The organism is Ruegeria sp. SATB045 (genome assembly GCF_059613525.1).
Genome location: NZ_JBXWSR010000019.1, coordinates 89084 through 112225 on the forward strand (window position 1 = coordinate 89084; position 23142 = coordinate 112225).

At 57.4% G+C, this 23142-nt stretch carries 21 protein-coding genes; 16 read left to right on the forward strand and 5 right to left on the reverse strand.

The features are described 5' to 3' along the window. Positions 1-15 precede the first annotated feature (15 nt). From AC2FNR_RS05905 to AC2FNR_RS05930, 6 genes are all read left to right on the forward strand, one after another. Positions 16-1323 (forward strand): HlyC/CorC family transporter, encoded by a 1308-nt coding sequence (locus AC2FNR_RS05905; protein WP_170352984.1) that lies wholly within the window; start codon positions 16-18, stop codon positions 1321-1323. A 91-nt stretch (positions 1324-1414) separates the two neighbouring features. After that, positions 1415-3832: a GcvT family protein gene (locus AC2FNR_RS05910; protein WP_496848393.1), complete on the forward strand. Its 2418-nt coding sequence runs from the start codon at positions 1415-1417 to the stop codon at positions 3830-3832. Between the two features lie 31 nt (positions 3833-3863). Continuing rightward, complete coding sequence (locus tag AC2FNR_RS05915; RefSeq protein ID WP_496848394.1) at positions 3864-4457, forward strand: nucleotidyltransferase family protein; 594 nt, start codon at positions 3864-3866, stop codon at positions 4455-4457. 758 nt (positions 4458-5215) lie between these two features. After that, positions 5216-6652 carry a Do family serine endopeptidase gene (locus tag AC2FNR_RS05920; RefSeq protein WP_496848395.1) on the forward strand — a complete coding sequence of 479 codons (1437 nt, stop codon included), beginning with the start codon at positions 5216-5218 and terminating at the stop codon, positions 6650-6652. A 182-nt stretch (positions 6653-6834) separates the two neighbouring features. Beyond that, the gene (locus AC2FNR_RS05925) at positions 6835-7515 is read left to right on the forward strand and encodes a response regulator transcription factor (protein WP_170352976.1); all 681 of its coding nucleotides are present in this window, start codon (positions 6835-6837) and stop codon (positions 7513-7515) included. Then, positions 7508-8875, forward strand: a complete 1368-nt coding sequence (locus tag AC2FNR_RS05930) for a sensor histidine kinase (RefSeq protein WP_496848396.1) — start codon at positions 7508-7510, stop codon at positions 8873-8875. The genes AC2FNR_RS05925 and AC2FNR_RS05930 overlap by 8 nt, the downstream gene beginning before the upstream one ends. On the opposite strand, the gene AC2FNR_RS05935 is transcribed toward AC2FNR_RS05930, so the two are convergent. From AC2FNR_RS05935 to AC2FNR_RS05945, 3 genes are read right to left on the reverse strand one after another with little or no spacing between them, the layout of a single operon-like run. Further along, on the reverse strand, positions 8856-9323 hold the full coding sequence (locus AC2FNR_RS05935; RefSeq protein ID WP_496848397.1) for a CYTH domain-containing protein: 468 nt from the start codon (positions 9321-9323) through the stop codon (positions 8856-8858). The two genes, AC2FNR_RS05930 and AC2FNR_RS05935, sit on opposite strands and share 20 nt — an antisense overlap. Next, entirely contained in the window at positions 9320-10075 is a 756-nt protein-coding gene (locus tag AC2FNR_RS05940) for a ParA family protein (protein ID WP_170756390.1), read from the reverse strand. Before AC2FNR_RS05940 ends, AC2FNR_RS05935 begins: the two co-directional genes overlap by 4 nt. A gap of 3 nt (positions 10076-10078) precedes the next feature. Further along, entirely contained in the window at positions 10079-11587 is a 1509-nt protein-coding gene (locus AC2FNR_RS05945) for a CHAD domain-containing protein (RefSeq protein ID WP_496848398.1), read from the reverse strand. A gap of 140 nt (positions 11588-11727) precedes the next feature. Here AC2FNR_RS05945 and AC2FNR_RS05950 point away from each other — a divergent pair, with 140 nt between their 5' ends. Next, positions 11728-12075, forward strand: a complete 348-nt coding sequence (locus AC2FNR_RS05950) for a TfoX/Sxy family protein (RefSeq protein ID WP_496848399.1) — start codon at positions 11728-11730, stop codon at positions 12073-12075. A gap of 53 nt (positions 12076-12128) precedes the next feature. Here AC2FNR_RS05950 and ndk read toward each other — a convergent pair whose 3' ends face one another. Then, positions 12129-12551, reverse strand: coding sequence for a nucleoside-diphosphate kinase (ndk, locus tag AC2FNR_RS05955; RefSeq protein WP_170352964.1), 423 nt, complete (start codon positions 12549-12551; stop codon positions 12129-12131). 102 nt (positions 12552-12653) lie between these two features. Next, positions 12654-13856 (reverse strand): multidrug effflux MFS transporter, encoded by a 1203-nt coding sequence (locus AC2FNR_RS05960; RefSeq protein ID WP_496848565.1) that lies wholly within the window; start codon positions 13854-13856, stop codon positions 12654-12656. A gap of 104 nt (positions 13857-13960) precedes the next feature. Between AC2FNR_RS05960 and AC2FNR_RS05965 the strand changes: the two genes are divergently transcribed. The 9 genes from AC2FNR_RS05965 (at position 13961) to metG (ending at position 23112) form a co-directional block, all read left to right on the forward strand. Next, on the forward strand, positions 13961-15811 hold the full coding sequence (locus tag AC2FNR_RS05965) for an ABC-F family ATP-binding cassette domain-containing protein (RefSeq protein WP_496848400.1): 1851 nt from the start codon (positions 13961-13963) through the stop codon (positions 15809-15811). After that, positions 15808-16200, forward strand: coding sequence for an ACT domain-containing protein (locus AC2FNR_RS05970; protein WP_496848401.1), 393 nt, complete (start codon positions 15808-15810; stop codon positions 16198-16200). The genes AC2FNR_RS05965 and AC2FNR_RS05970 overlap by 4 nt, the downstream gene beginning before the upstream one ends. Further along, the gene (locus AC2FNR_RS05975) at positions 16197-16817 is read left to right on the forward strand and encodes a MarC family protein (RefSeq protein ID WP_170352956.1); all 621 of its coding nucleotides are present in this window, start codon (positions 16197-16199) and stop codon (positions 16815-16817) included. Before AC2FNR_RS05970 ends, AC2FNR_RS05975 begins: the two co-directional genes overlap by 4 nt. A gap of 40 nt (positions 16818-16857) precedes the next feature. Further along, the gene (locus tag AC2FNR_RS05980) at positions 16858-17439 is read left to right on the forward strand and encodes a retropepsin-like aspartic protease family protein (RefSeq protein WP_170352955.1); all 582 of its coding nucleotides are present in this window, start codon (positions 16858-16860) and stop codon (positions 17437-17439) included. 48 nt (positions 17440-17487) lie between these two features. Next, positions 17488-18108: an ImuA family protein gene (locus AC2FNR_RS05985; RefSeq protein WP_170352953.1), complete on the forward strand. Its 621-nt coding sequence runs from the start codon at positions 17488-17490 to the stop codon at positions 18106-18108. Between the two features lie 65 nt (positions 18109-18173). After that, positions 18174-19388 carry an MFS transporter gene (locus tag AC2FNR_RS05990; RefSeq protein ID WP_496848402.1) on the forward strand — a complete coding sequence of 405 codons (1215 nt, stop codon included), beginning with the start codon at positions 18174-18176 and terminating at the stop codon, positions 19386-19388. Beyond that, positions 19385-19981 (forward strand): YceI family protein, encoded by a 597-nt coding sequence (locus tag AC2FNR_RS05995; protein ID WP_480867451.1) that lies wholly within the window; start codon positions 19385-19387, stop codon positions 19979-19981. The genes AC2FNR_RS05990 and AC2FNR_RS05995 overlap by 4 nt, the downstream gene beginning before the upstream one ends. A gap of 70 nt (positions 19982-20051) precedes the next feature. Then, the gene (locus AC2FNR_RS06000; RefSeq protein ID WP_480867449.1) at positions 20052-21287 is read left to right on the forward strand and encodes an MFS transporter; all 1236 of its coding nucleotides are present in this window, start codon (positions 20052-20054) and stop codon (positions 21285-21287) included. Positions 21288-21393: 106 nt separating this feature from the next. Beyond that, positions 21394-23112: a methionine--tRNA ligase gene (gene metG, locus AC2FNR_RS06005; RefSeq protein WP_496848403.1), complete on the forward strand. Its 1719-nt coding sequence runs from the start codon at positions 21394-21396 to the stop codon at positions 23110-23112. Positions 23113-23142 lie beyond the last annotated feature (30 nt).

Consider the following 23142-nt stretch of genomic DNA (forward strand, 5'->3'; position numbering starts at 1 on the left):
AACCCACAAGGACCAATGGAACCCTCACCCTCTATGATCGACGGCGCATTCTGGTTTACCACAAGCGCTATTCTGCTTTTGCTTGTCCTGTCGGGCTTTTTCTCGGGTTCTGAAACAGCATTGACTGCCTCATCGCGCGGTAAGTTGCGGGCGCAGGCCGACAAAGGGTCTCGCGGCGCACAAAAGGCGCTGGATATCACCGACGACAACGAACGTCTCATCGGCTCGGTCCTGCTTGGCAACAACCTGGTCAACATCCTGGCGGCATCTTTGGCGACTGCTTTGTTCACCAAACTGTTCGGGGAAAGTGGCGTGGCTTTGGCGACGCTGGTGATGACCCTGCTGGTGCTGATTTTTGCCGAGGTGCTGCCAAAAACCTATGCCATCACAAACGCGGAAAAAGCGGCATCTTTGGTGGCACCCATTATCAGTGTCGTTGTCACCGTATTCTCGCCTGTTGTGGCAGCAGTACGTCTGTTGGTGCGCGGCGTTTTGCGCCTCTTCGGCGTTCGGATCGATCCCGACAGCAACATTCTGGCTGTCCGGGAAGAGATCGCCGGTGCATTGCAACTGGGACACTCGGAAGGTGTGGTCGAAAAGGAAGACCGCGACCGAATTCTTGGCGCGCTCGATCTGGGTGACCGCGCAGTTGAAGAGATCATGCTGCACCGCTCGAACATCGAGATGATTGACGCAGACGACGCGCCTGAGGCGATCCTTCAACAATGTCTTAAAAGTCCTCACACCCGCCTGCCCGTCTTTCGGGACGAACCCGAGAACATCGTAGGCGTCGTCCACGCCAAGGACCTGTTTCGTGCCATGTATGCCCACGCCGGGGATCGCGAAAGCCAGCCGAACCAGTTGGAGAGTTTCGATATCTCGAAGGTGGCCAACGATCCGTATTTCGTGCCCGAAACCACCACTCTTGACGATCAGATGCGAGAATTCCTGCGGATGCACAGCCATTTTGCGCTGGTCGTGGATGAGTATGGTTCGCTGCGCGGATTGATCACGCTCGAGGATATTCTGGAAGAGATCGTTGGTGAGATCGCGGACGAGTTTGATCTGGAAGAAGATGTCCCCGTCACGCGCACAGATGATGGTCAATATCTGGTTGAAGGCGCGATGACGATCCGTGACGTGAACCGGGCAATGGAATGGTCCCTGCCGGACGAAGAGGCAAACACCGTCGCGGGTCTTGTCATTCACGAGGCGCAGATGATCCCCATTGTAGGTCAGGTCTTTTCCTTCCACGGCTTCCGTTTCGAGGTCACCGCACGCGAGGGCAATCGGATCACCGAGCTCAAAATCCGACCGTTGTAACGAACAATCCGCGACACCTGGTGTCGGGAACGGAACAGTAAACCCGCACCCGCCCTTGCAGGTTCGGGTAAATGCGGATGGAGGCGAGGACGTGAAGACGACAACGCAAGTGGCAGTTATCGGCGGCGGCGTCGTCGGCTGTTCAGTCCTTTATCACCTGACCAAGCTGGGATGGTCCGACGTTATGCTATTGGAACGCTCGGAACTTACCAGCGGGTCCACGTGGCACGCGGCGGGCGGGTTTCACACGCTGAACGGCGACACCAATATGGCCGCGCTGCAGGGCTATACGATCCGCCTGTACAAAGAACTGGAAGAGATTACCGGCATGTCATGTGGCCTGCACCATGTTGGCGGGATCACTTTGGCGGACAATCAGGATCGGTTCGACATGTTGTTGGCCGAACGCGCCAAGCACCGCTTCATGGGGCTGGAAACCGAGATCGTCGGACCGGATCAAATCAGGAAAATTGCGCCAATTACCAATACGGACGGCATCATAGGCGCGCTTTATGATCCCCTGGACGGGCATCTGGACCCATCCGGCACAACTCATGCCTATGCCAAGGCTGCGCGCATGGGTGGGGCCACGATTGAAACCCATTGCATGGTGCACGAAACCCTGCAACGGCGGGATGGCACTTGGGATGTGGTCACCGACAAGGGCATCATTCACGCGGAGCACGTGGTGAATGCAGGCGGCCTATGGGCGCGCGAGGTCGGGGCGATGGCGGGCGTTTATTTCCCGCTGCACCCGATGGAGCATCAGTATCTGGTCACCGACACGATCCCTCAGATAGAAGCTATTATTGATGCGGGCGGAGAGCATCCGCATGTGATGGACCCAGCCGGAGAAAGCTATTTGCGACAGGAAGGGCGCGGGCTTTGCATCGGGTTTTATGAACAACCCTGCAAGCCTTGGGCCGTGAATGGGACGCCTTGGGAGTTCGGGCATGAATTACTGCCCGACGACTATGACAAGATCACCGATAGTATCGAGTTCGCATATCGCCGCTTCCCGGTCCTAGCCGAAGCCGGGGTGAAGTCGGTAATCCACGGACCTTTCACCTTTGCGCCGGACGGGAACCCTCTGGTCGGCCCCGTCCCCGGGTTGCGCAACTACTGGTCTGCCTGTGGTGTAATGGCGGGCTTCAGCCAGGGCGGTGGCGTGGGTCTGACGCTGGCGCAATGGATGATCGAAGGCGAGCCCGAGCGCGATGTCTTTGCCATGGACGTGGCCCGGTTCGGCGACTGGATCAGCCCCGGCTATACTCGCCCCAAGGTGATCGAGAACTATCAGAAACGCTTTAGCGTTTCCTACCCGAACGAGGAACTGCCCGCCGCGCGCCCAAATCGAACCACGCCGATGTATGACATCTTCACCGATCTGGGTGCGGTCTGGGGTCAGCAATACGGGCTGGAGGTTCCAAACTATTTCGCCCAGCATGGTGAGCCCGAATACGAAACACCTTCATTCCGCCGGTCTGACGCATTTGCGGCCACTGGACGTGAGGTGCATGCGGTGCGCAATGCAGTGGGTATCAACGAGGTCCACAACTTCGGCAAATACCGTATCACCGGTCCTGATGCGCGAACATGGCTTAATCGGATCATGGCCGGGCGTATCCCGCAGCCTGGTCGCCTGTCACTGACGCCGATGCTGTCACCCAAAGGCAAGCTGATCGGGGATTTCACCGTATCTTGCCTGGATGAGACCGAGTTCCGCCTGACCGCATCTTATGGCGCGCAAGCATTTCATATGCGGTGGTTCCTGCAGCGTCAGAAAGGCGATGTTCACATCGAAAACATCAGCGATCGCCTGAACGGGTTTCAGATTGCTGGCCCCAAGGCCACGGAAGTTCTAGCGGCGTGTACCCGAGACGACCTCTCGGACCTGCGTTTCATGGATGTCCGCCGAATGACCTTCGGTATGACTGACTGTATCGTGCAACGTGTAAGCTACACCGGAGATCTGGGTTACGAGATCTACTGCGATCCGATGGCGCAGCGGCAGCTTTGGTGGACGCTCTGGCAAGCCGGAGAGCCGCTCGGTATGACCCCTTTCGGTATGCGGGCCATGATGAGCCTGCGTCTGGACAAGTTCTTTGGGTCATGGATGCGAGAATATTCGCCCGACTACACCCCAGGTGAAACCGGGTTGGATCGGTTCATTTCATTCTCGAAACCTGATGATTTCATCGGACGTGCCGCCGCAGAGCTAGAGCGCTCGGAAAAACCTGCGCGCAGGTTGGTTTCCTTCATCGTTGATGCCGAAGACGCCGACGTGAATGCTTATGAACCGATTTGGCTACAGGGTGAGGTTGTGGGCTTCTGCACCTCGGGTGGGTATTCCCACCATGCGCAACAATCGGTTGCTTTGGGTTTCCTTCCTGTTGAACACATCGCGGAGGGAACAGAGGTCGAGATCGAAATTCTTGGTCAAATGCGTAAGGCCCGGATGGTGTCGACGCCTTTGTTTGATGGTGACGGAACCCGAATGCGGGGATGACATCAGCCAGCCAGAACGTCATTCTAGGCACATGAAAAAAATACCAATTATCTTGCTGGCTGCCGGTCAGTCCAAGCGCATGCTTGGACAGGACAAATTGCTGCAACAAGTGGACGGCATGACCCTGATGCGCCGATCTGCGCTAACTGCAATGGATGCCGGAGAGGTGTTCGTCGCGCTGCCCCCAAGGCCACATGATCGGTATGCCGCATTGGACGGGCTGGACCTGCACAGGGTCGAGGTTGTCGATGCCGCGGAAGGGATGAATGCCAGTTTACGCCGTGCATTGGCTCAAATCCCAAACGATGTCCCGGCGGTCATGGTTTTATTGGCCGATCTGCCCGAGATCACGGCGCAGGACATAACCGCAGTCTTGTCCGCCGTGATCGATCACCCTGACCACCTGATTTGGCGCGGAGCCACAGCCTCGGGTAAGCCCGGTCATCCGGTGGTTTTTGACCAAAGTCTGTTTTCCGAGCTTAGCTCCCTGTCCGGTGATGAAGGAGCCCAATCCGTTGTGCGTGCCCATTTGGACAAGGTTTTCTTGCTGCCCCTGCCCGGCGAACATGCGTTACTGGATTTGGACACACCCGAGGATTGGGCAAGTTGGCGCAATCAACGTTAAGTCAAAAGTAACACGGCCCGGTCTTTCCAGACCGGGCCGGTACCCAAAGCGGGACTACCACGTTTCACACGTTCCATAAGCGCAGCCAAAAATGCCTGTAGCACCTTGGTTATTCCGCTGCCGAACCTAAACAAGACCCCCTCGTTAACATGCCGCTGAGCGCTTCTGGTAACAGTGACGAGCTTTTGGCACCCCCTAGTGCCATCAGCTTCCCCTCGCTTGGGCATGCCTATCGTCACCGATCCGCCCCGCGCAAACAACGCTAAAACAGGAATTTCGGTTAATTTTCGACATATCAGAATGGTTTTTCCGCAACATCTCTGAAATCGGCAATCTACCTAAAGATGTTTATTAACCCCCGATGAATGCAGGGAAATTCGAATATGATCAGATCTATATGAAAATTGATTTATGTTGTTCATGGTTGTTTGCGGTTAAGTGGTCTTTTCACCAGAACAGACCACAACCTAAAGGCGATCTTAGGGAATGTAAAAACCCCCTTGCATCATTTGTTATCGAATTTGTCTCAATTCTTCACTTTTCTCTTTCTGGCCCCTCATTAGGAAACAATTTGGAAGATTCGCTGGTTTGATTCGTCCCGTTTTGCACCTTCCATCCATTCAGATCGGCGAATAAGACATCCGATTTGTGGCAAAATTAAGATTTCTTAACCTTTGTTAAAGGAAATGATCAGACTGGTGCCGCATCTGCTGTCTTAACGCGCGACCGCATCCGCGTGATATAAACAGGAGACCAAAATGAGCATCCGAAAATCTTCTCTTCTCATGCCGCGCACAACCAGTTGGGTTGGCGTCAGCGCCTTAAGCGCCGCGCTTCTTGCGACGACCGCCCTGCCCTCCAAGGCAGACGAAGCGCTGGCGGATCTGGTCGAGAGCGTATCGCCGTCAGTCGTGACCATTGTCGCGGAACAGAAAGCGCGCCAGATCCCGACCCAGGGACAGAACTTTGATTTTGAAGGACATCCGTTCGGTGAATTTTTCAAACGTTTCGGCGCGCCTGAAGGCTTCGATGCTCCGCAACGCGGTCCGGCACAGGGTCTGGGATCGGGATTTGTACTTGATGAGGCAGGCTACATTATCACCAACCACCATGTCGTCGACAATGCCGAGTCTGTGACCGTCCGCCTAAGCGACGACCGCACGTTCGAAGCCGAAGTCATCGGGACCGACCCTTTGACGGATATCGCCGTGCTCAAAATCGACGCGGGTGAGGACCTGCAAGCCGTCGAACTGGGCGACAGCGATATTATCCGTGTGGGCGAAGATGTTGTCGCCATCGGAAACCCGTTTGGGCTCAACTCGACCGTGACTACGGGGATCGTTTCGGCCAAGGGTCGCAACATCTCGCAGGGGCCATACGCCGAATTCATCCAGACGGATGCCGCGATCAACAAGGGTAACTCGGGTGGACCTTTGTTCAACATGGATGGAGAGGTCATTGGGGTGAACTCGGCCATTTACTCGCCAACCGGCGGATCGGTGGGCTTGGGCTTTGCAGTAACGTCCAACATCGTGGACCACATCGCCTCTGATCTGCGCGATGACGGTCAGGTTAGCCGCGGCTGGTTGGGTGTCTCGATCCAGAATGTCAGCCCCGAAATCGCCGCCGCGATGGGTATCGATGCTTCAACCGGCGCGCTGGTGTCTGACGTGGTTGATGGCAGCCCGTCAGAGGGTATCCTCAAGCAAGGCGACGTTATTCTGACGTTCAACGACGAAACCGTCGAATCCAGCAGCGACCTGCCAATTCTTGTTGGAACAACCAAGGTTGGTACCGACAGCACTCTGACCGTTCTGCGTGACGGCAAGGAACAGCAGCTTGAGCTGACCGTCGGCCAGTATCAAAGCGCCTCGGCCAACATCGACACGTCTGTAGACGATGCGATCGAAGGCACCGCTCTGGGTGTGACGGTTGCCCCACTGACCGATGCCAACCGCACCGAGATGGGATTAAGCGAAAACGTCAGCGGTGTTGTGGTCACCGCGCTTGAATCCGGTAGTCCAGCCGCCAAAGCCGGACTGCAACGTGGCGACGTGATCGTAAAACTGGGCAGTCAGAGCACAACCACACCGGATGCGTTGAAGGCTGCACTGGACAGCGAAAAAACCGGCCCTGCGTTGGTTCTGATCAACCGAGCAGGCAACCAGATCTTTGTTGCGGTGGAAATCGCCTGATCTGACACCCGCGCGCGCCACGTGATGGGGAATATCTGGCGTGCGCCTCCCCGGCGGGTTGATTTGTCCGCTCTCCGCCGGGACTGCCGGGTGCGCAACGACGCACCCGGCACGTTTTTCTCCAAACACAGTGCGTGACCCGACATTCTGTGGTTAAATTCAAAGTGAAAGGAGTTCGCATCATGAGCCGTCGCCTGTTGATCGTCGAAGATGACGCAGACACCCGCGAGTTCATCGCCAAAGGCTTTGGCGAGGAGGGCTATGTGGTCGAACAGGCCGCAGATGGCCGCGAGGGCCTGTACCATGCCACCGATGGCGGGTTCGATGCCATCGTGCTGGACAGAATGTTGCCGGGACTGGACGGATTATCTCTGATCCGTTCCCTTCGGGCTGCCGGAATGAAAACCCCGGTGTTGATGCTCACCGCAATGAGCGCCGTGGATGAGCGGGTCAAAGGGCTGCGGTCGGGCGCAGATGACTATCTGGTAAAACCTTTTTCGTTTCAAGAGTTACACGCCCGTATTGAAGCACTTTTAAGGCGACCACAGGAATCTGAGGAAAGCGCGACACTGACCTGTCGCGATCTCGAAATGGATCTGCTGACCCGCAAAGTAACGCGCGAAGGACACGAGATCACGCTGACACCGCGCGAATTTCAGATCCTCGAATACTTCCTGCGACGCAAGAACAGGGTGGTGTCCCGCACCATGTTGCTAGAAGGTGTGTGGGATTATCATTTCGACCCGAACACCAATGTTGTGGACGTCCATATCTCAAAACTGCGGAGGCAGTTGGATGAGGACGGTCGGACACCATTGATTGAAACCGTCCGCGGTGCGGGTTACATGATATCTGATGGATAACATACGGCTTTCGTTCAACAATTCCAGGACGCGCCTTGTCTTGGCCAGTATGATCCTCAGCACATTGCTGACGGCGACGGTGCTTGCGCTGGTCTATGTGACAGCAAATCGCAGCATCGAGGGCGAAACGCGGTCGGTTGTGTCTGCAGAATTGACTGGCTTGGCGGATGAGTACGAACGTCGGGGATTGATCGGATTATTAACGGCCATTGAGCGCCGTCTGCCATCGGCCTCAGAACGAGATGCGCTTTACCTGCTAACTGACCGATTTGGCGCGAAACTTGCTGGTAACCTGAAACAGTGGCCAGTCGACATCACCGCGGGCAGCGGTTGGGTCGAACTTGAGCTCCACCGGGCGGATAATGACCAGTTGGTACCGATTTCGGCGGCTTCGATCCGCCTACCTGGTGGAGAACGACTCTTGGTCGGTCGAGACGCGTTGGCGCGGCAACAATTTGACCGGGTTTTGTTACGTTCGGTTGGAATAGCGCTGGGAATTGCCCTGGCGCTGAGTGTTTTGACCGGATGGTTATTTACCAGGTTGGTCTTTTCGCGCCTGTCCGACATTGCCAGCACCGCGGAAAACATAGTCTCTGGGGACTTGTCCCGCAGAATGCCAATGCGCGGGACCGGAGACGAGTTCGATCAGGTGGCTGGAACACTGAACACGATGCTGGACCGCATCGAGGAATTGATTGGCAATCTGCGCACGACTTCGAATTCCATTGCTCATGACCTCCGCTCCCCTCTGTCGCGTCTCAAACAAAGGGTCGAGGCGTTGTCGGACCCCGCCAAAACCGATCACGAAAGAGAAATCGATGTCGCCCGTGCGTCCGTTGAAATCGACCATGTTTTACGTGTGCTGGGTCAATTGACCGAGATTTCACGCGCCGAAGCCGGTGTCGGTCGTGAACAGTTCGAAACCGTCGATCTGCAGCAGCTTGTCGGAGATGTTGTGGAACTCTATGAACCGGTCGCCGCTGATCAGGGGTCAAATCTTGAAGTTGTGGGGTCGGTCGCTCCGATACAGGGTCACCGTCCACTGTTGTCTCAGGCGCTGTCCAACTTGCTCGAGAACGCCCTGCGATATGCTCCTGAACACACAGCGATAACTGTAACAGTCAGCGAAGATGGCCCTAACGCCATCCTTAGCGTTCGTGACCACGGCCCCGGAGTTCCACCAGAAGATCTGCCGCGCTTGCAGGTGCCATTTGTCACGCTGGATCCTGCCCGTACCGAGCGTAACGCAGGGCTTGGATTGGCCCTTGTCGCCGCGATTTCACATATGCATGGCGGTGCCTTCACTGCGCGTAATTGCAACCCCGGCCTTGAGGCGACAATCAAACTGGCACGCCATTAATCGCCATTATTTTGTTCTTGTAGCGTTTATCCTCCGTGACATCCGCGCCAAACCAGTCCGGAGGCACATAGGCTAGCGCCTCGGGTTCAGAAGGGAATTCCACCTCGACCAGGCGCAACGGGGCGAGATCGCCGAAGAAGATATCCAACTCGAACACCCGACCATCTTCCATGCGGCCCGTGTACCGCTCTTTTTCGACCCGACGTCCGTCAGTTTCAGGCCAGAAGGTCTCAAATTGCTCTGCCGATATCTCTGCCTCACGTTCGATCCGTACCAATGACCCGGCGCCCTTTAACGTCAGGTAGTAGCGGTCGCCTTTTTGCCGCAGGCGCAGCTCGGTGGAATCATCAGGTGCAGTCAAATAACCCTGACGCACCACTGCCCTTTCAGCCCTGCTCAGATCGGGCAGTTCCGCCACCAGGAATTTACGTTCAATCTCGGCGCTCATCTTTTTGAAACCAATACATCTTCCAGTTCATCGAACAATGCCTGATAAGCTGCACAGGCTTGACTGCGCGGAGCGTAGATACTGATCGGTGCGCGGTTCTGGCCCATGCGTTCAATATCTGCGGCAAACGGAATTACGGTCTGCAAAAACCTTTTACGGTACTGTTTGCGCATGCTTTCCATCGTTTCTTGGTGCAAGGACTTGCGTTGCTGAACCATCGAAAAGAAAGCCTTTATCTTCTTTCTGGGCAACTTCTTTTGCTCAAAGAAGCCAACCAACTGATCGAAAGTTCGTTCAGACAAAGTAGTGGGTATAACGGGCACGACGATCTGATCCGCTGCCTTGAAAATGTTCTCGGACAGGGTCGAAAAGTTCGGTGGGCAATCCAGTATGATTACGTCGTAGTCGCTCCCTGCACCAACCAAGGCCTTTTTCAACCGCGAGCGCTTGTTGCGCATACGCGACAGAAACACGTCGAAGTCCCTAAATGTCATGTTGGCAGGCAGAACATCAAGCCCGTCGAAGTCGCTGGCACGGATGGATTTTGTAAACCTCTCAACGTCTTCGAAGAACGTGGCCTCAGTCAGCTTTTTGGACGGTTTGACGCGCAGATAAAAGCTGGATGCCCCCTGCGGATCAAGATCACACAAAAGAACAGTGTTCCCGTCCTTGGCAAAAGCGTAAGCTAGGTTAACTGACGTCGCGGTCTTACCAACCCCGCCCTTATTGCTGTAACAGGCAATGATTTTCACGCCCTAATCCTCCTTTTGGTGAAACAGGCTGCGAAACGTGTTTCTGACTTGTGGGCTATCGAAGTTCTGGAAGTTAGCAATCACACGCGCGCGCTCGACTTTTTGCCTTTGATCCAAGACCGCAACAAGGCCTCCGACTGCCATTGCCAATTGCGCATCCGCTCGGTGCTGGGTGTTTGTCCGCTGCTGGATAAAGTCAATTAACGCCTCTTGCTGAACCGCGGCGTCATTGAAAAACCCAAGGTTATCTTGCAATTTTTTCAGAGGCTTGAGGATTCTTTTGAAAGCACTTTGGTCAAAGAGTGGGCCAAAAAACTCCATCAGGTAGCGTAACTTTTTGCAGTCAATCCTAAGGTCATGAACCAAAGCATCTGGTGTTTCCCGAGTGATCATGCGCGCGCGTTTACAGACTTTACGATAACGCTTCCAAATCAACGCACAGGCGTAATCGTAAGCGCCGAGCTGCGCGTTGGGACCGGGCTCGAAGTTGGATGCATCTGAAAACAGCTTCAAAGTCGCGCTGACGTGTTTATTGTATTTCGCTGATCGCAAACGCCTACACAACGCGGCCTGTACCTGCTTTCTCTCGTCTTCGAGCATTGTAAACATGATACCCGCACCCTCATGAAGACTTGGCGGTAACAATTTGAAATAATTATTTTTCTCTAGCAGATAGACATCCAGATCCCGCACCCGTCCGGTTGGCGCCATAAGATCAGAAAACGTTCGTTTCAACTTGATGGTTTGCCGCTCGGAAAACACGCCTTTAAACAGGCTGAGAACTGACCGCACGCGCCGCAGGGACACGCGGTAGTCGTGAAGAAACTCGGTGTCGATGTCCGCAAGCAACCCCGCCTCATTCTGCCGCGCGACGGTCAGGAAGGTATGGATCAGGTCAGTCGCCACCTCGACCGAAGGCTCGGTCTTTCCCAGTCTTATTTCTGGCTTTGCCCGGTAAGTAACAGCGTCTGGAAAGAGGGTAACGCACAGAGTTTCCAGTCCAACATTCACGTCCAAATCTATGTTATTACGCAATAATTGAAATGTTCGATCATAGCCTTTCATGCGCCCAAATGTCAGAATACAGGCTTGGCCGCGCTCCGACGTCAACGTTGTCAACACCCCCCGTACCTGCGTTTTTTGCAGGTCGTCTAAGACAGATAAATCTTGGGTCGACATCACACCTGATCCGATGCGCATAAACGCTCGCAGTTTCGGAAAATCACCCAGTGCATCGCGAACGGGGCCAGCAGTAAGATCGCTTAGAAAACAGCCTTCTGCCCGACCTTTCTGCGCCAAGACCATACCGTCGCCGACCAATTTCAGTTCGTCGGATATCTGGAAAAGTACGCGACCCGTGGCCCGGATTGACTGGTCGTGGCAATCCAAGACATGAAAAGGCTGGTGCGAAAGCCCTTTTTCGACCGATAAAACATACCCTTTTAGGCGTGACGAAATACGCCGCGCGTCGAAGCCGCCTGCCAAAATGAAAACAGCGTCAGTATCCGTCATCGCAAACAACCCCTGCCCGATGAGACAAGACACTGTCAGGAGATGGCGATTCCGCCCCGAAATCAACCCTTTCTCACGACTGCACTGGGCTTGACGAACTTGCCGATGACAGAGCGGGCGCATCGGGCTAAGACGAGACTATGTCTGATCCTGTTTCCTCGATCCGAAACCTTGGCCCTGCATTCGAACAAGCCTGTGCCCGCGCCGGCATCCATTCGGCACAGCAGTTGCGCGATCTGGGTGCGGATGCAGCTTATACGCGCCTGCTGCGCAGTGGCTCGCGCCCACATTTCATCGGCTATTACGTGCTGGTGATGGGGCTGCAGGGGCGTCCATGGAACGACTGCAAAGGCGAGGAGAAGAAGGCGCTGCGCAAACGGTTCGATGCGATCAAGGCCGGGGTCAGTACCGCGCCTGAGATGCAGATCATCGCTGATCTGGATGTGATCGGCGTGCGGGTCTCGGCTGCGGACCTCAAACCCGAATGAAAAAGGCCGCCCCCGGTGACGGGAGCGGCCTTGAATTCTACTGTGGCTAAGGTTTAGCCGACCAGTTCAATGCCCGAGAAGAAATAGGCGATTTCTACCGCTGCGGTCTCAGGTGCGTCGGAACCGTGGACAGAGTTTTCGCCAACCGATTCAGCAAACTCGGCACGGATGGTGCCGGCCGCTGCGTCTGCAGGGTTGGTTGCGCCCATGACTTCGCGGTTCTTGGCAATGGCGCCTTCGCCTTCCAGAACCTGAACAACGACCGGAGCCGACGACATGAATTCGCACAGCTCGTCATAGAACGGACGCTCGGCGTGAACTTCGTAGAACTTGCCAGCTTGCTCTTTGGTCATGTGGATGCGCTTTTGCGCAACGATGCGCAGGCCTGCGTCTTCAAACTTGGCGTTGATCTTGCCAGTCAGGTTGCGGCGGGTTGCATCGGGTTTGATGATCGAGAATGTGCGTTCCAGTGCCATATCGGCCTCTCCTTACAATGTGGCGCGTGGTGTGCGCCGAAATCCATCGCGCGCCGCCTAGCACGGTATGTGGCCCAAGAAAAGTGTTATATGGCGCGGCACTCAGATCGTGTCCGGCAATGGGTCCAACTGGTCGACCCTGCGAACATAGAGGATGGACAGAAGCCCGGCGAAACTGCTGAGACACATCATGCCGAGAACGAGATAAGGACCATTCTCGGCAGTAACCAAGGCCCCAGTGGCCATGGTCAGGACGGCTCCCAACGCCACGGTCATCGCGCCCGACAATCCCGCCGCGCTGCCCGCCAGTTGCGGACGCACCGACATCAGCCCGGCAGTCGCATTGGCCAACGTCAACCCGTTGCCGAACCCAACCAGAATAGCCGAGCCGAAAAAGGTCCAGACGCTGCCGCCTTCGGCCGCGAAAACCACGAACCCCATCAAGGGCCCGACCGAGGCTATCACCCGCCCCGTCAAAATCATGGAGTTCAACCGGATCCGCGCCGCTAGACGCCCGGTCAGGTAGCTGCCCGCCATGAACCCCAGCGTAATGATCCCGATCCCCAGCCCGAGAAGCGCGGGGTTCAGGTCGAACCACGTCGCCGCAACTAAGGGCGCGCCGGTGATGAAGGCGTAGAACCCGCCAATCGAAAACGCGGCGCAGAAGGAATAGCCCCAGAACCGGCGTGAGTTGAAGAGCTGCGGATAAAGCCTCATCTGCGCGGCGAAAGTGGCAGTTGTGTTTGTGTTGGTCTCGCCCAGATCGACCCAGATCAACGCCAAGAGGCCCGTGCCCAGAAGAACATACAAAACAAACCCCGCGCGCCAGCCAAACAGCATCTCGAGCAGACCGCCCAGCATCGGCCCCAGCATCGGGGCCAGCGCCATGGCCATCGAGACATAGCCTAGTTTGGCGGCAGCCTCATTCGGTGTGTGCATGTCGCGGATCGCAGCGCGGGCCAGCACCTGCCCCGCGATCACCGCGCCCTGCAGCATTCGGAACCCAAGAAACGCCCAGATCGAATTTGCCAACGCACAGCCGATTGAGGCCACCACGAAGATAACCATGCAGACCAGCAAAACCGGCCTGCGCCCGAAGCGGTCGGACAAAGGTCCCATGATCAACTGCAGCACCGCCGACAGCGCCAGATAACCCGCGACCGACAAGTTCACCAACGCATAGTCCGCCTCTAGCGATACGCCTATGGCGGGCAGAGACGGTAGGAACATGTTCAGCGACAGCACTGACAACCCGGTCAGCAGGACCAGTGTGATCATCGACGGTGGTGTCTGCGCGGGCTTCATCGAGGGTTCCAGTTCATTCAAACATGTCAGCGCTATCACACTGATCGCATGATGAACATGCCAAGCCGCTGGCGGCGGCATCACGGCTCTGCTAAGAGCGGCCCATGCTACGGATCGAAGACATCAATTACGCCGTCGAAGGCCGCCCTTTGTTCGATGCGGCCAGTGCCACCATTCCCGATGGGCACAAGGTTGGGCTTGTGGGCCGCAATGGCACCGGCAAGACCACCCTGTTCCGCCTGATCCGGGGGGAATTGGCGCTGGAATCGGGCAATATCCTGCTGCCCAAACGCGCGCGGATCGGCGGTGTGGCGCAAGAGGTACCCTCCTCCGATGTCTCGCTGATCAATACCGTTCTGGCCGCCGATACCGAACGCAGTTCCCTGATGGCCGAGGCCGACAGCGCCACCGACCCTGCCCGCATCGCTGACATTCAGACCCGGCTGGCCGATATCGACGCTTGGTCGGCCGAAGCGCGCGCGGCCTCGATCCTGAAAGGTCTGGGGTTTGACGACGAGGATCAGCTGAAACCCTGCTCGGATTTCTCGGGCGGGTGGCGGATGCGTGTCGCGCTGGCAGCGGTGCTTTTTTCGCAGCCCGACCTGCTGCTGCTGGACGAACCGACCAACTATCTGGACCTTGAAGGCGCGCTGTGGCTGGAGAGCTATCTGGCCAAATACCCGCATACAGTCATCATCATCAGCCACGACCGAGGGCTGTTGAACCGCGCGGTGGGGTCGATCCTGCATCTGGAAGATCGCAAGCTGACCTACTACGCCGTGCCTTACGACAAATTCGCCGAACGCCGCGCCGAACGCATTGCGCAGGCGGAATCGGAAAATGCCAAGGCCAAGGCCCGCATCGCTCATCTGCAGAGCTTCGTGGACCGGTTCCGCGCCAAGGCCACCAAGGCCGTGCAGGCCCAGTCGCGCCTGAAGATGATCGAGCGCATTCAGCTGGTCTCGACCCCGCAAGAGGCCGCCCTGCGCGCGTTTTCCTTCCCCGAGCCCGAGGAACTGTCGCCCCCGATCATTCACCTTGAGGGCGGTATCACAGGCTATGGCGACACCGAAGTGCTGCGCCGTCTGAACCTGCGCATTGATCAGGATGATCGCATCGCCCTACTGGGTAAGAACGGTCAGGGCAAATCGACCTTGTCCAAACTGCTGTCCGACCGCCTGCCCCTGATGGCAGGCAAGATGACCCGCAGTTCCAAGCTGCGCATCGGCTATTTCGCGCAGCATCAGGTGGATGAGCTGTATGTGGACGAAACTCCTCTGGACCACCTGCGCCGCCTGCGCCCGGATGAGGCACCGGGCAAGTGGCGATCCCGTCTGGCCGGGTTTGGCCTGAATGCCGACCAGGCGGATACAGAGGTCGGGCGTCTGTCGGGCGGCCAGAAAGCACGCCTGTCGCTGCTGCTGGCCACGATCGACGCGCCGCATATGCTGATTCTGGACGAACCCACCAACCATCTGGATATCGAAAGCCGCGAAGCGCTGGTCGAAGCGTTGACCGCCTATTCCGGCGCGGTGGTTCTGGTCAGCCACGACATGCACCTGCTGTCGCTGGTTGCGGATCGGCTGTGGCTTGTATCGGACGGGTCGGTAAAACCGTTCGAGGGCGATTTGGAGGCCTATCGTGCCCTGCTGCTGGCCCGCGACAAGCCGGTCAAGGAAAAGCCTGCCGCCGCGAAACCAAAACGCCCCTCGCGGGATGCGATGCTGGCCCTTCGCGCCGATCTGCGCAAATGCGAAGACCGGATTGAGAAGCTGACGGATATGCATGAAAAGCTGTCTGCAAAACTTGCCGATCCGGCCTTGTATGAAGACGATCGGATCAACGATCTGGAAACCTGGAATCGCAAATTCGCTGAGGTGGTTGAAGCGATGCAAAAAGCCGAAGCCCTTTGGGTGTCCGCCGCAGAACGTCTGGAGGAAGCCGAAGCGTCATGACTTCCCCAGTCACCGAAACTAAAGATATGATTGCCGGTATGCGCCCCGCGCTTCAGCCCGGTGAATATGCCTTTGTTGTCTGGCCGCCCGACGCAGAATGGCCAATGGGCACACGGGCCAGCTGTATCGAGGCCGAGGGCCTTTCGCTGATCGTTCCCTTCGAGGCAGCGCAGAACGGCGCTGTACCTATGCGCTGCATTACCCTGCAGGTGCATTCCTCGCTTGAAGGTGTCGGCCTAGCCGCTGCCGTCTCAAGTGCGCTTGCGCAAGCTGACATTCCGGCAAACATGGTTGCGGGGTATCACCATGACCATGTTTATGTTCCCAGCGATCAGGCCGATAAGGCCGTGGCAATCCTGACAGAACTTCAGGGCGGTGCCACAGAATGATCGACCTAGCCTTTTTCGTCACCGCATTCACCACCCTGTTCGTGGTGATCGACCCCTTTGGCACCACGCCCATCTTCGTGGCGCTGACACAGGATATGGATGCCGCAACCCGCCGCAAAACCGCGATCCGTAGCTGCCTGACCGCCGTTTGCATCCTGATCGCCTTTGCGGCCTTTGGCGAGGCGGTGCTGGGCTTTGTTGGCATCTCGATGGAGGCGTTCCGCGTCGCTGGTGGCGCATTGCTGTTCCTGACCGCGCTGGACATGCTGTTTGACCGCCGTACCAAACGGCGCGAGGACCGGGCCGAGGAAGAGGAACACCCCGACCCGTCCGTGTTCCCGTTGGCCATTCCGTTGATCGCGGGGCCAGGCTCGATTGCCACGATCATTCTGCTGGCCGGGCAGCACCCCGGCGTTTTGGGTATCGTCGAAGCTTGCATCGTCATGCTGGCCGTCATGGCCGTTGTTTTCATTTTTTTCCTGTCGGGTGGCGTGATCGCGCGCATTCTGGGCAAAACCGGTTTGAACGTGCTGACCCGTTTGTTGGGAATGCTGCTGGCGGCTCTGTCTGTTCAGTTCATATTGGATGGTCTCAAAGCCTTTGGTTTTGCGTCCTGACCCCCATATATCTTTCAATAGAATTGGATAGGATGATGGTATGGACGGCGACAGCTTTGCACGTTTGGCATATTTGAGCCTGCTTGGCGCGGCTGTTGTGGCGTGGTTTTTTTCGCAAAACCGGCAATCCCTGAACAAAACCTTGCAACAGGCGATGGCCTGGGTGTTCATTTTCATTGGCGTTATCGCCGTGGTCGGCCTATGGGAAGATATCCGCTCAACTGTTGGTCCGTCTCCTCAGATGACCGTAACCGGCGAGGTGATCGAGGTCCCCCGTGCGTATGATGGTCACTACTATCTGCCGGTCGAGGTTAACGGCCAGTCGATCACCTTTCTTGTTGATACAGGAGCCAGCCAGATTGTGCTGGCCCAGCGCGACGCCGAACGTCTGGGCATTGATACTGATCAGTTGAACTATATCGGCCGCGCCGCAACGGCGAATGGCGAGGTCCGGACGGCACCGGTGCGTCTGGATACGCTGACGCTGGGCCCGGTTACAGATCGCAATGTCTCGGCCTGGGTAAATGAAGGAGAGCTGTTCCAGTCGCTGCTGGGCATGGACTATCTGCATCTTTTCTCGAACATCCAGTTTGCGGATGGGCGCATGATCCTGTCTCGCTGACTTCAATCCACCATTGAGAACAAAATAAGAACATGCTAACATGAATGCATGTCTGCACATCTTCTTGATCGTAAAGCCAAACGCACAGCAGCGGGCCTTGCACTGCATCCTCAGATCACCTTACAACTGGGCCGCGTGCACGAAGCCTGTGGCCCTGCTCGACGCAGTTTCGCCACCTGGCTGGCCGGTCAGACGCAAGGTCCCGTGCTGTGGATTTCCCCCGCGTGGGAGCCGGGCCAGTTGAACCCTGACGGCATGATGCCCTTTGTCGATCCCGGCCGCTTCATCTTTGTCCACCCAACCCGCGCCGAGGATATTTTATGGTGTCTAGAAGAGGCCCTGCGCAGCGGGGCGATCCCGCTGATCATCGGTGACCTGCCTGGTGCGCCCAGCCTGACGCCCGTGCGCCGAATGCATCTGGCCGCCGAACAGGGGGGCACGCTGGGGCGGGCTCCGCTGGGGCTGTTGCTGACACCGGGTGATGGCGGCGCGCAGGGGGTTGAGACGCGCTGGCACATGGCCGCGAACCATACTCAAGAGGCCCGCCGCTGGACCCTAACCCGCCGCCGTGCCCGCGCCCTGCCTCCGGTCACATGGCAGGCCACCCAGACCAAACCGCGCGCGGGATTGAACCTGCAAAGAACGGCAACCGACGAGGTATCGGCGTGACACCACAGCGTGATCACGAAAGAAGTGACTAGCCAACCCCTATCCTGCGCCCTAGCGTTCCGGGAATGAGCCACGCAATCCACGACAGCCGCTATTCTTGGCTACGCCTTGCAATCACGCTTGCCATCGCGATGGTGGCGAATGTGGGCATGTGGGCGGTCATCGTGGTCATGCCCGCGATTGAGACACAGTTCGATGCGGGGCGGGCCGAAGCCTCGCTGCCTTACGTTCTGACCATGATCGGCTTTGCGCTGGGGAACATGTGGCTGGGGCAACTGGTCGATCGGCTGGGTGTGACCAAAGCGTTGATCGGAGCGGCCGTGCTCAGCACCGTCAGCTATGTGCTGGCAACCCTAGCGCCGAACATGGTCATGCTGTCGCTGGCACATCTGTTAGTGGGACTAGGCACCTCGATCGGGTTTGGTCCGCTAATCGCCGATATCTCGCACTGGTTCATGAAGCGGCGCGGCATTGCCGTGGCACTGGTGGCCAGCGGCAACTACTTGTCGGGCGCGATCTGGCCCACCCTTCTGTCCGATATTCTTGCGCGCGACGGCTGGCAGCAGGTCTATCTGACGCTGGCTCTAATAACTCCGGTGATCGTCATCCCCCTGTCCCTTTTGCTGCGACGTCAGGTTCCGGCCGAGGCGCATCAGACCGCAGCCGCGAGCGCCAGCATCAAGGCAAGCAGCGTCGGGATCTCGCCGCGCGCGTTGCAATACATTCTGGGTCTGGCCGGGATCGGGTGTTGCGTTGCGATGTCGATGCCGCAGGTCCATATCGTCTCGTATTGCGTCGGGCTGGGCTATGGGCCCGCCGTCGGGGCCGAGATGCTGTCACTGATGTTGCTAGGCGGCGTGGTCAGCCGCGTGATTTCCGGGATGGTGGCCGACAAGCTGGGCGGGCTGATGACCCTACTGATCGGGTCAATACTGCAATGCATCGCTCTGTTTCTGTTCCTGCCCTATGACGGGATGGTTTCGCTTTACATCATCAGCCTCATGTTCGGGCTGGCACAGGGTGGGATCGTACCCAGCTATGCGCTGGTTGTGCGCGAATACATGCCTCCGCAAGAGGCCGGAGCCCGCGTGGGCTTTGTCATGATGATGACCATCATGGGGATGGCTCTGGGCGGCTGGATGTCGGGCTGGATTTTCGACGTAACCGGAAATTATCAATTGGCCTTTATCAACGGCATTCTCTGGAACGGGCTGAACATCGCAATCCTGCTGATGTTGCTGAAGCGCTCGCGCCCCCGCAGGCAGGAGGTCATGGCATGACCCAAGTAACACGACGCGCCGTACTGGCAGGTTTGGCTGTACTGACCCTTGCGGGTTCAGCACTGGCTGCGCCGCGCACGTACCAATTGGTGCCGGATGGAACATCGGTCGATTTCACCTTTGACCTTTCCGGCATCTCACAATCCGGCACCATGCCCATCGAATCCGCCGACATTCGGATCGACCTGAACGACCTGCTGAACAGCCGTGTGGACGTGATCCTGAACGTCGCCAAAGCGCGGACCAAGCTGCCATTCGCCCGCAAACCCATGCTGAGCGAGAGCGTCCTGGATGCCGAAGGGTTTCCGACCATCCATTTTGTGTCAACAAGCGTACAACTTGGTGAAAGCGGCCGCATCTCTCAGGGCGCCAAGATCAGCGGGGATTTGACCGTTCGTGGCGTCACCCGCCCAATCGAGTTGAAAGCTGATTTATTCCGACCTCCGGGCAGTGCCGCTGACAATCTGGACGATCTGTCCATCCGCCTGACCGGAGAGTTGAACCGGCACGATTTCGGAGCGTCAGGCTATGCTGATCTGGTACAGGACACCGTAGGCTTGGACATCCGGGCGGAAATCCAACGCTCACAATAGCAAAAAAACGACGCGTCAAGGTCGATAAGCTGCGCGCATCTCGCTGCGGATGTCCCAAGGTGGTGTCGTTATGCGCACGATGATTTCTTTTGCCGCCCTGTTTCTTTCGGTAATTCTGCTGCAGTTATCGACCGGCGGCGTGGGGCCGCTTGACGCCATCTCGGGACTGACGCTGGACTTTTCAACCGAGCAGATTGGTATGCTCGGATCGTCGCATTTCATTGGCTTTTTTGTGGGTTGCTGGTGGGCGCCTCGTCTGATGGGCAGCGTGGGGCATTCCCGCGCCTTTGCTGTCTGTACGGCATTGGGCGCGATGGGGTTGCTGGGGCATACTCTGACAGAAAACCCGAACGTCTGGGCCGTGCTACGGATCGCGTCAGGCACCTGTGTCGCTGGGTGCTATACAGTGATCGAGGCCTGGCTGAACGCCAAGGTCACCAACGAGTCGCGTGGCCGTGTCATGGGCAGTTACCGCATCGCCGATCTGGGCGCGTCGCTCTGTGCCCAGTTGATCATCGCCGTGCTGCCGCCCGCATCTTATGTCTCATACAACTTGCTGGCCATTTTATGCTGTGCCTCGCTGTTGCCGCTGACCTTGACCAAGGCCAGCCAACCTAAAACGCCCGACGCGCCTCGCCTGCGTCCTAAACTGGCATGGCGCAGTTCACCACTGGCTGTGGCGGGCGTGATCGTCGCGGCGCTCAGTTCGGCATCCTTCCGCATGGTCGGGCCGGTCTATGGGCAAGAGGTCGGACTTGGCGTCGACCAGATTGCTTTCTTTCTGGCGTCCTTCGTTCTGGGCGGGGCACTGGCGCAATACCCGGTAGGTTGGTTGGCAGACAAGTATGACCGTCGCTGGGTGTTGATCTGGCTGTCTGCCGCAGCGGTCCTGAGTTGCGGCATCACAATGGCAGCCGGTGGGGCAGGAACAATAGGCGTGATGCTGGCTGCGGGGATCTTTGGATTAACGACTTTCCCGATCTTTTCCGTCTCGTCTGCGCACGCAAACGACTTTGCCACAACCGAAGAACGGGTCGAGCTTTCTGCCGCATTGATGTTCTGGTTTGCGCTGGGTGCGATTGCGTCACCCTATGTATCGTCTAACCTGATTCAGCAGTTCGGCCCCGGCGCGTTGTTTGCTTTTGTTGCTTTGGGTCATGTATTCCTGATCGCGTTTGGCCTGGCACGAATGCGGTCGCGTCCGACACCGGATGAGCGAACAAACTATGTCTACGCTCCGCGAACATCCTTCACGATTGGGCGGCTGTTGAAACGGTCACGTGAGGCCGACAAAAACAGCCCCTGAACCGGTCGAATTGAGTTAACAAATAACAACACACGCAAAAGCCGGGCTTTTGCTGCCCGGTTACATAAGGTAGACGGGCGCGCAGACAGTTACGTGGACACGCAAAATGGCTCGGATTCTCATCACCTCGGCGATACCCTACATCAACGGGATCAAGCACCTCGGCAACCTGATCGGCTCGCAGCTGCCGGCTGATCTGTACGCGCGCTATCAGCGTGGCCGCGGGAATGAGGTGATGTTCCTGTGTGCCACCGACGAACACGGAACCCCGGCGGAACTCGCCGCCGCCAAGGCGGGTAAGCCTGTGGCCGAATACTGCGCCGAGATGCATGGCGTTCAGGCCGATATCGCAAACCGGTTCGGACTGAGCTTTGATCACTTTGGCCGGTCGTCCAGCGATCAGAACAAGCACCTGACCCAGCATTTCGCGGGCAAACTGGACGAGGCCGGGCTGATCCGTGAGGTCAGCGAAAAACAGGTCTATTCCAACGCCGATGGCCGGTTCCTGCCCGACCGCTATATCGAGGGCACCTGCCCCAATTGCGGCTATGACCGCGCACGCGGCGATCAGTGTGAGAACTGTACCAAACAGTTGGACCCCACCGACCTGATCGAGCCGCGCAGCGCGATCAGCGGTTCGACTGATCTTGAGGTCCGCGAGACCAAGCACCTGTATCTGCGTCAATCCGCGATGAAAGATCAGCTGGATGCGTGGATCGACGGCAAAGCTGACTGGCCAATCCTGACCACCTCGATTGCCAAGAAATGGTTGCATGACGGAGACGGCCTGCAGGATCGTGGTATCACCCGCGATCTGGACTGGGGCGTTCCGGTCAAGAAAGGCGATCAGGACTGGCCGGGAATGGAAGGCAAAGTCTTCTATGTCTGGTTCGACGCGCCGATCGAATATATCGCCTGTGCCAAGGAATGGGCCGATGCCAGTGGAAAACCGGATGCCGAGTGGGAACGCTGGTGGCGCACCGACAAAGGCGCAGATGACGTGCGCTATGTGCAGTTCATGGGCAAAGATAACGTGCCTTTCCATACGCTCAGCTTCCCGGCCACCATTCTGGGATCAGGCGAGCCGTGGAAGATGGTCGATCACCTGAAATCCTTCAACTATCTGAACTATGATGGCGGCCAGTTCTCGACCTCTCAGGGTCGTGGCGTGTTTATGGATCAGGCTCTTGAGATCCTGCCCGCCGATTACTGGCGCTGGTGGCTGCTGAGCCATGCGCCCGAAAGCAGCGACAGCGAGTTCACATGGGAAAATTTCCAGCAGTCGGTGAACAAAGACCTGGCCGACGTGCTGGGCAACTTTGTCAGTCGGATCACCAAGTTCTGCCGTTCGAAATTTGGTGAGGCCGTGCCTGAGGGTGGCGTTTTTGGTGAGCGTGAACAAGAGCTTATCGCTGAGCTCACCCGCCGGGTGCGCGCCTATGAAGGCTTTATGGAATCAATGGAGGTCCGCAAATCAGCGCAAGAACTGCGTGCGATTTGGGTCGCGGGCAACGAATACCTGCAATCCGCAGCGCCGTGGTCAACCTTCAAGGAAGACCCGGCACAGGCTGCCGCACAAGTACGCCTTGGTCTGAACCTGATCCGACTGTACGCCGTGTTAAGCGCACCGTTCATCCCGATCACCTCGGCTCGGATGCTGAGCGCGATGAACACGCTGGACACCGATTGGCCAGAAGACATCGCAGCCGCGTTGAACGCCCTGCCCGCTGGTCATGAATTTGCTGTTCCAGATGTTCTTTTCGCCAAGATTACGGATGAACAGCGCGAAGACTGGCAAACTCGTTTTGCTGGCACCCGCGACTGACGGTTCACCACATCACAAGAACACAGGGGG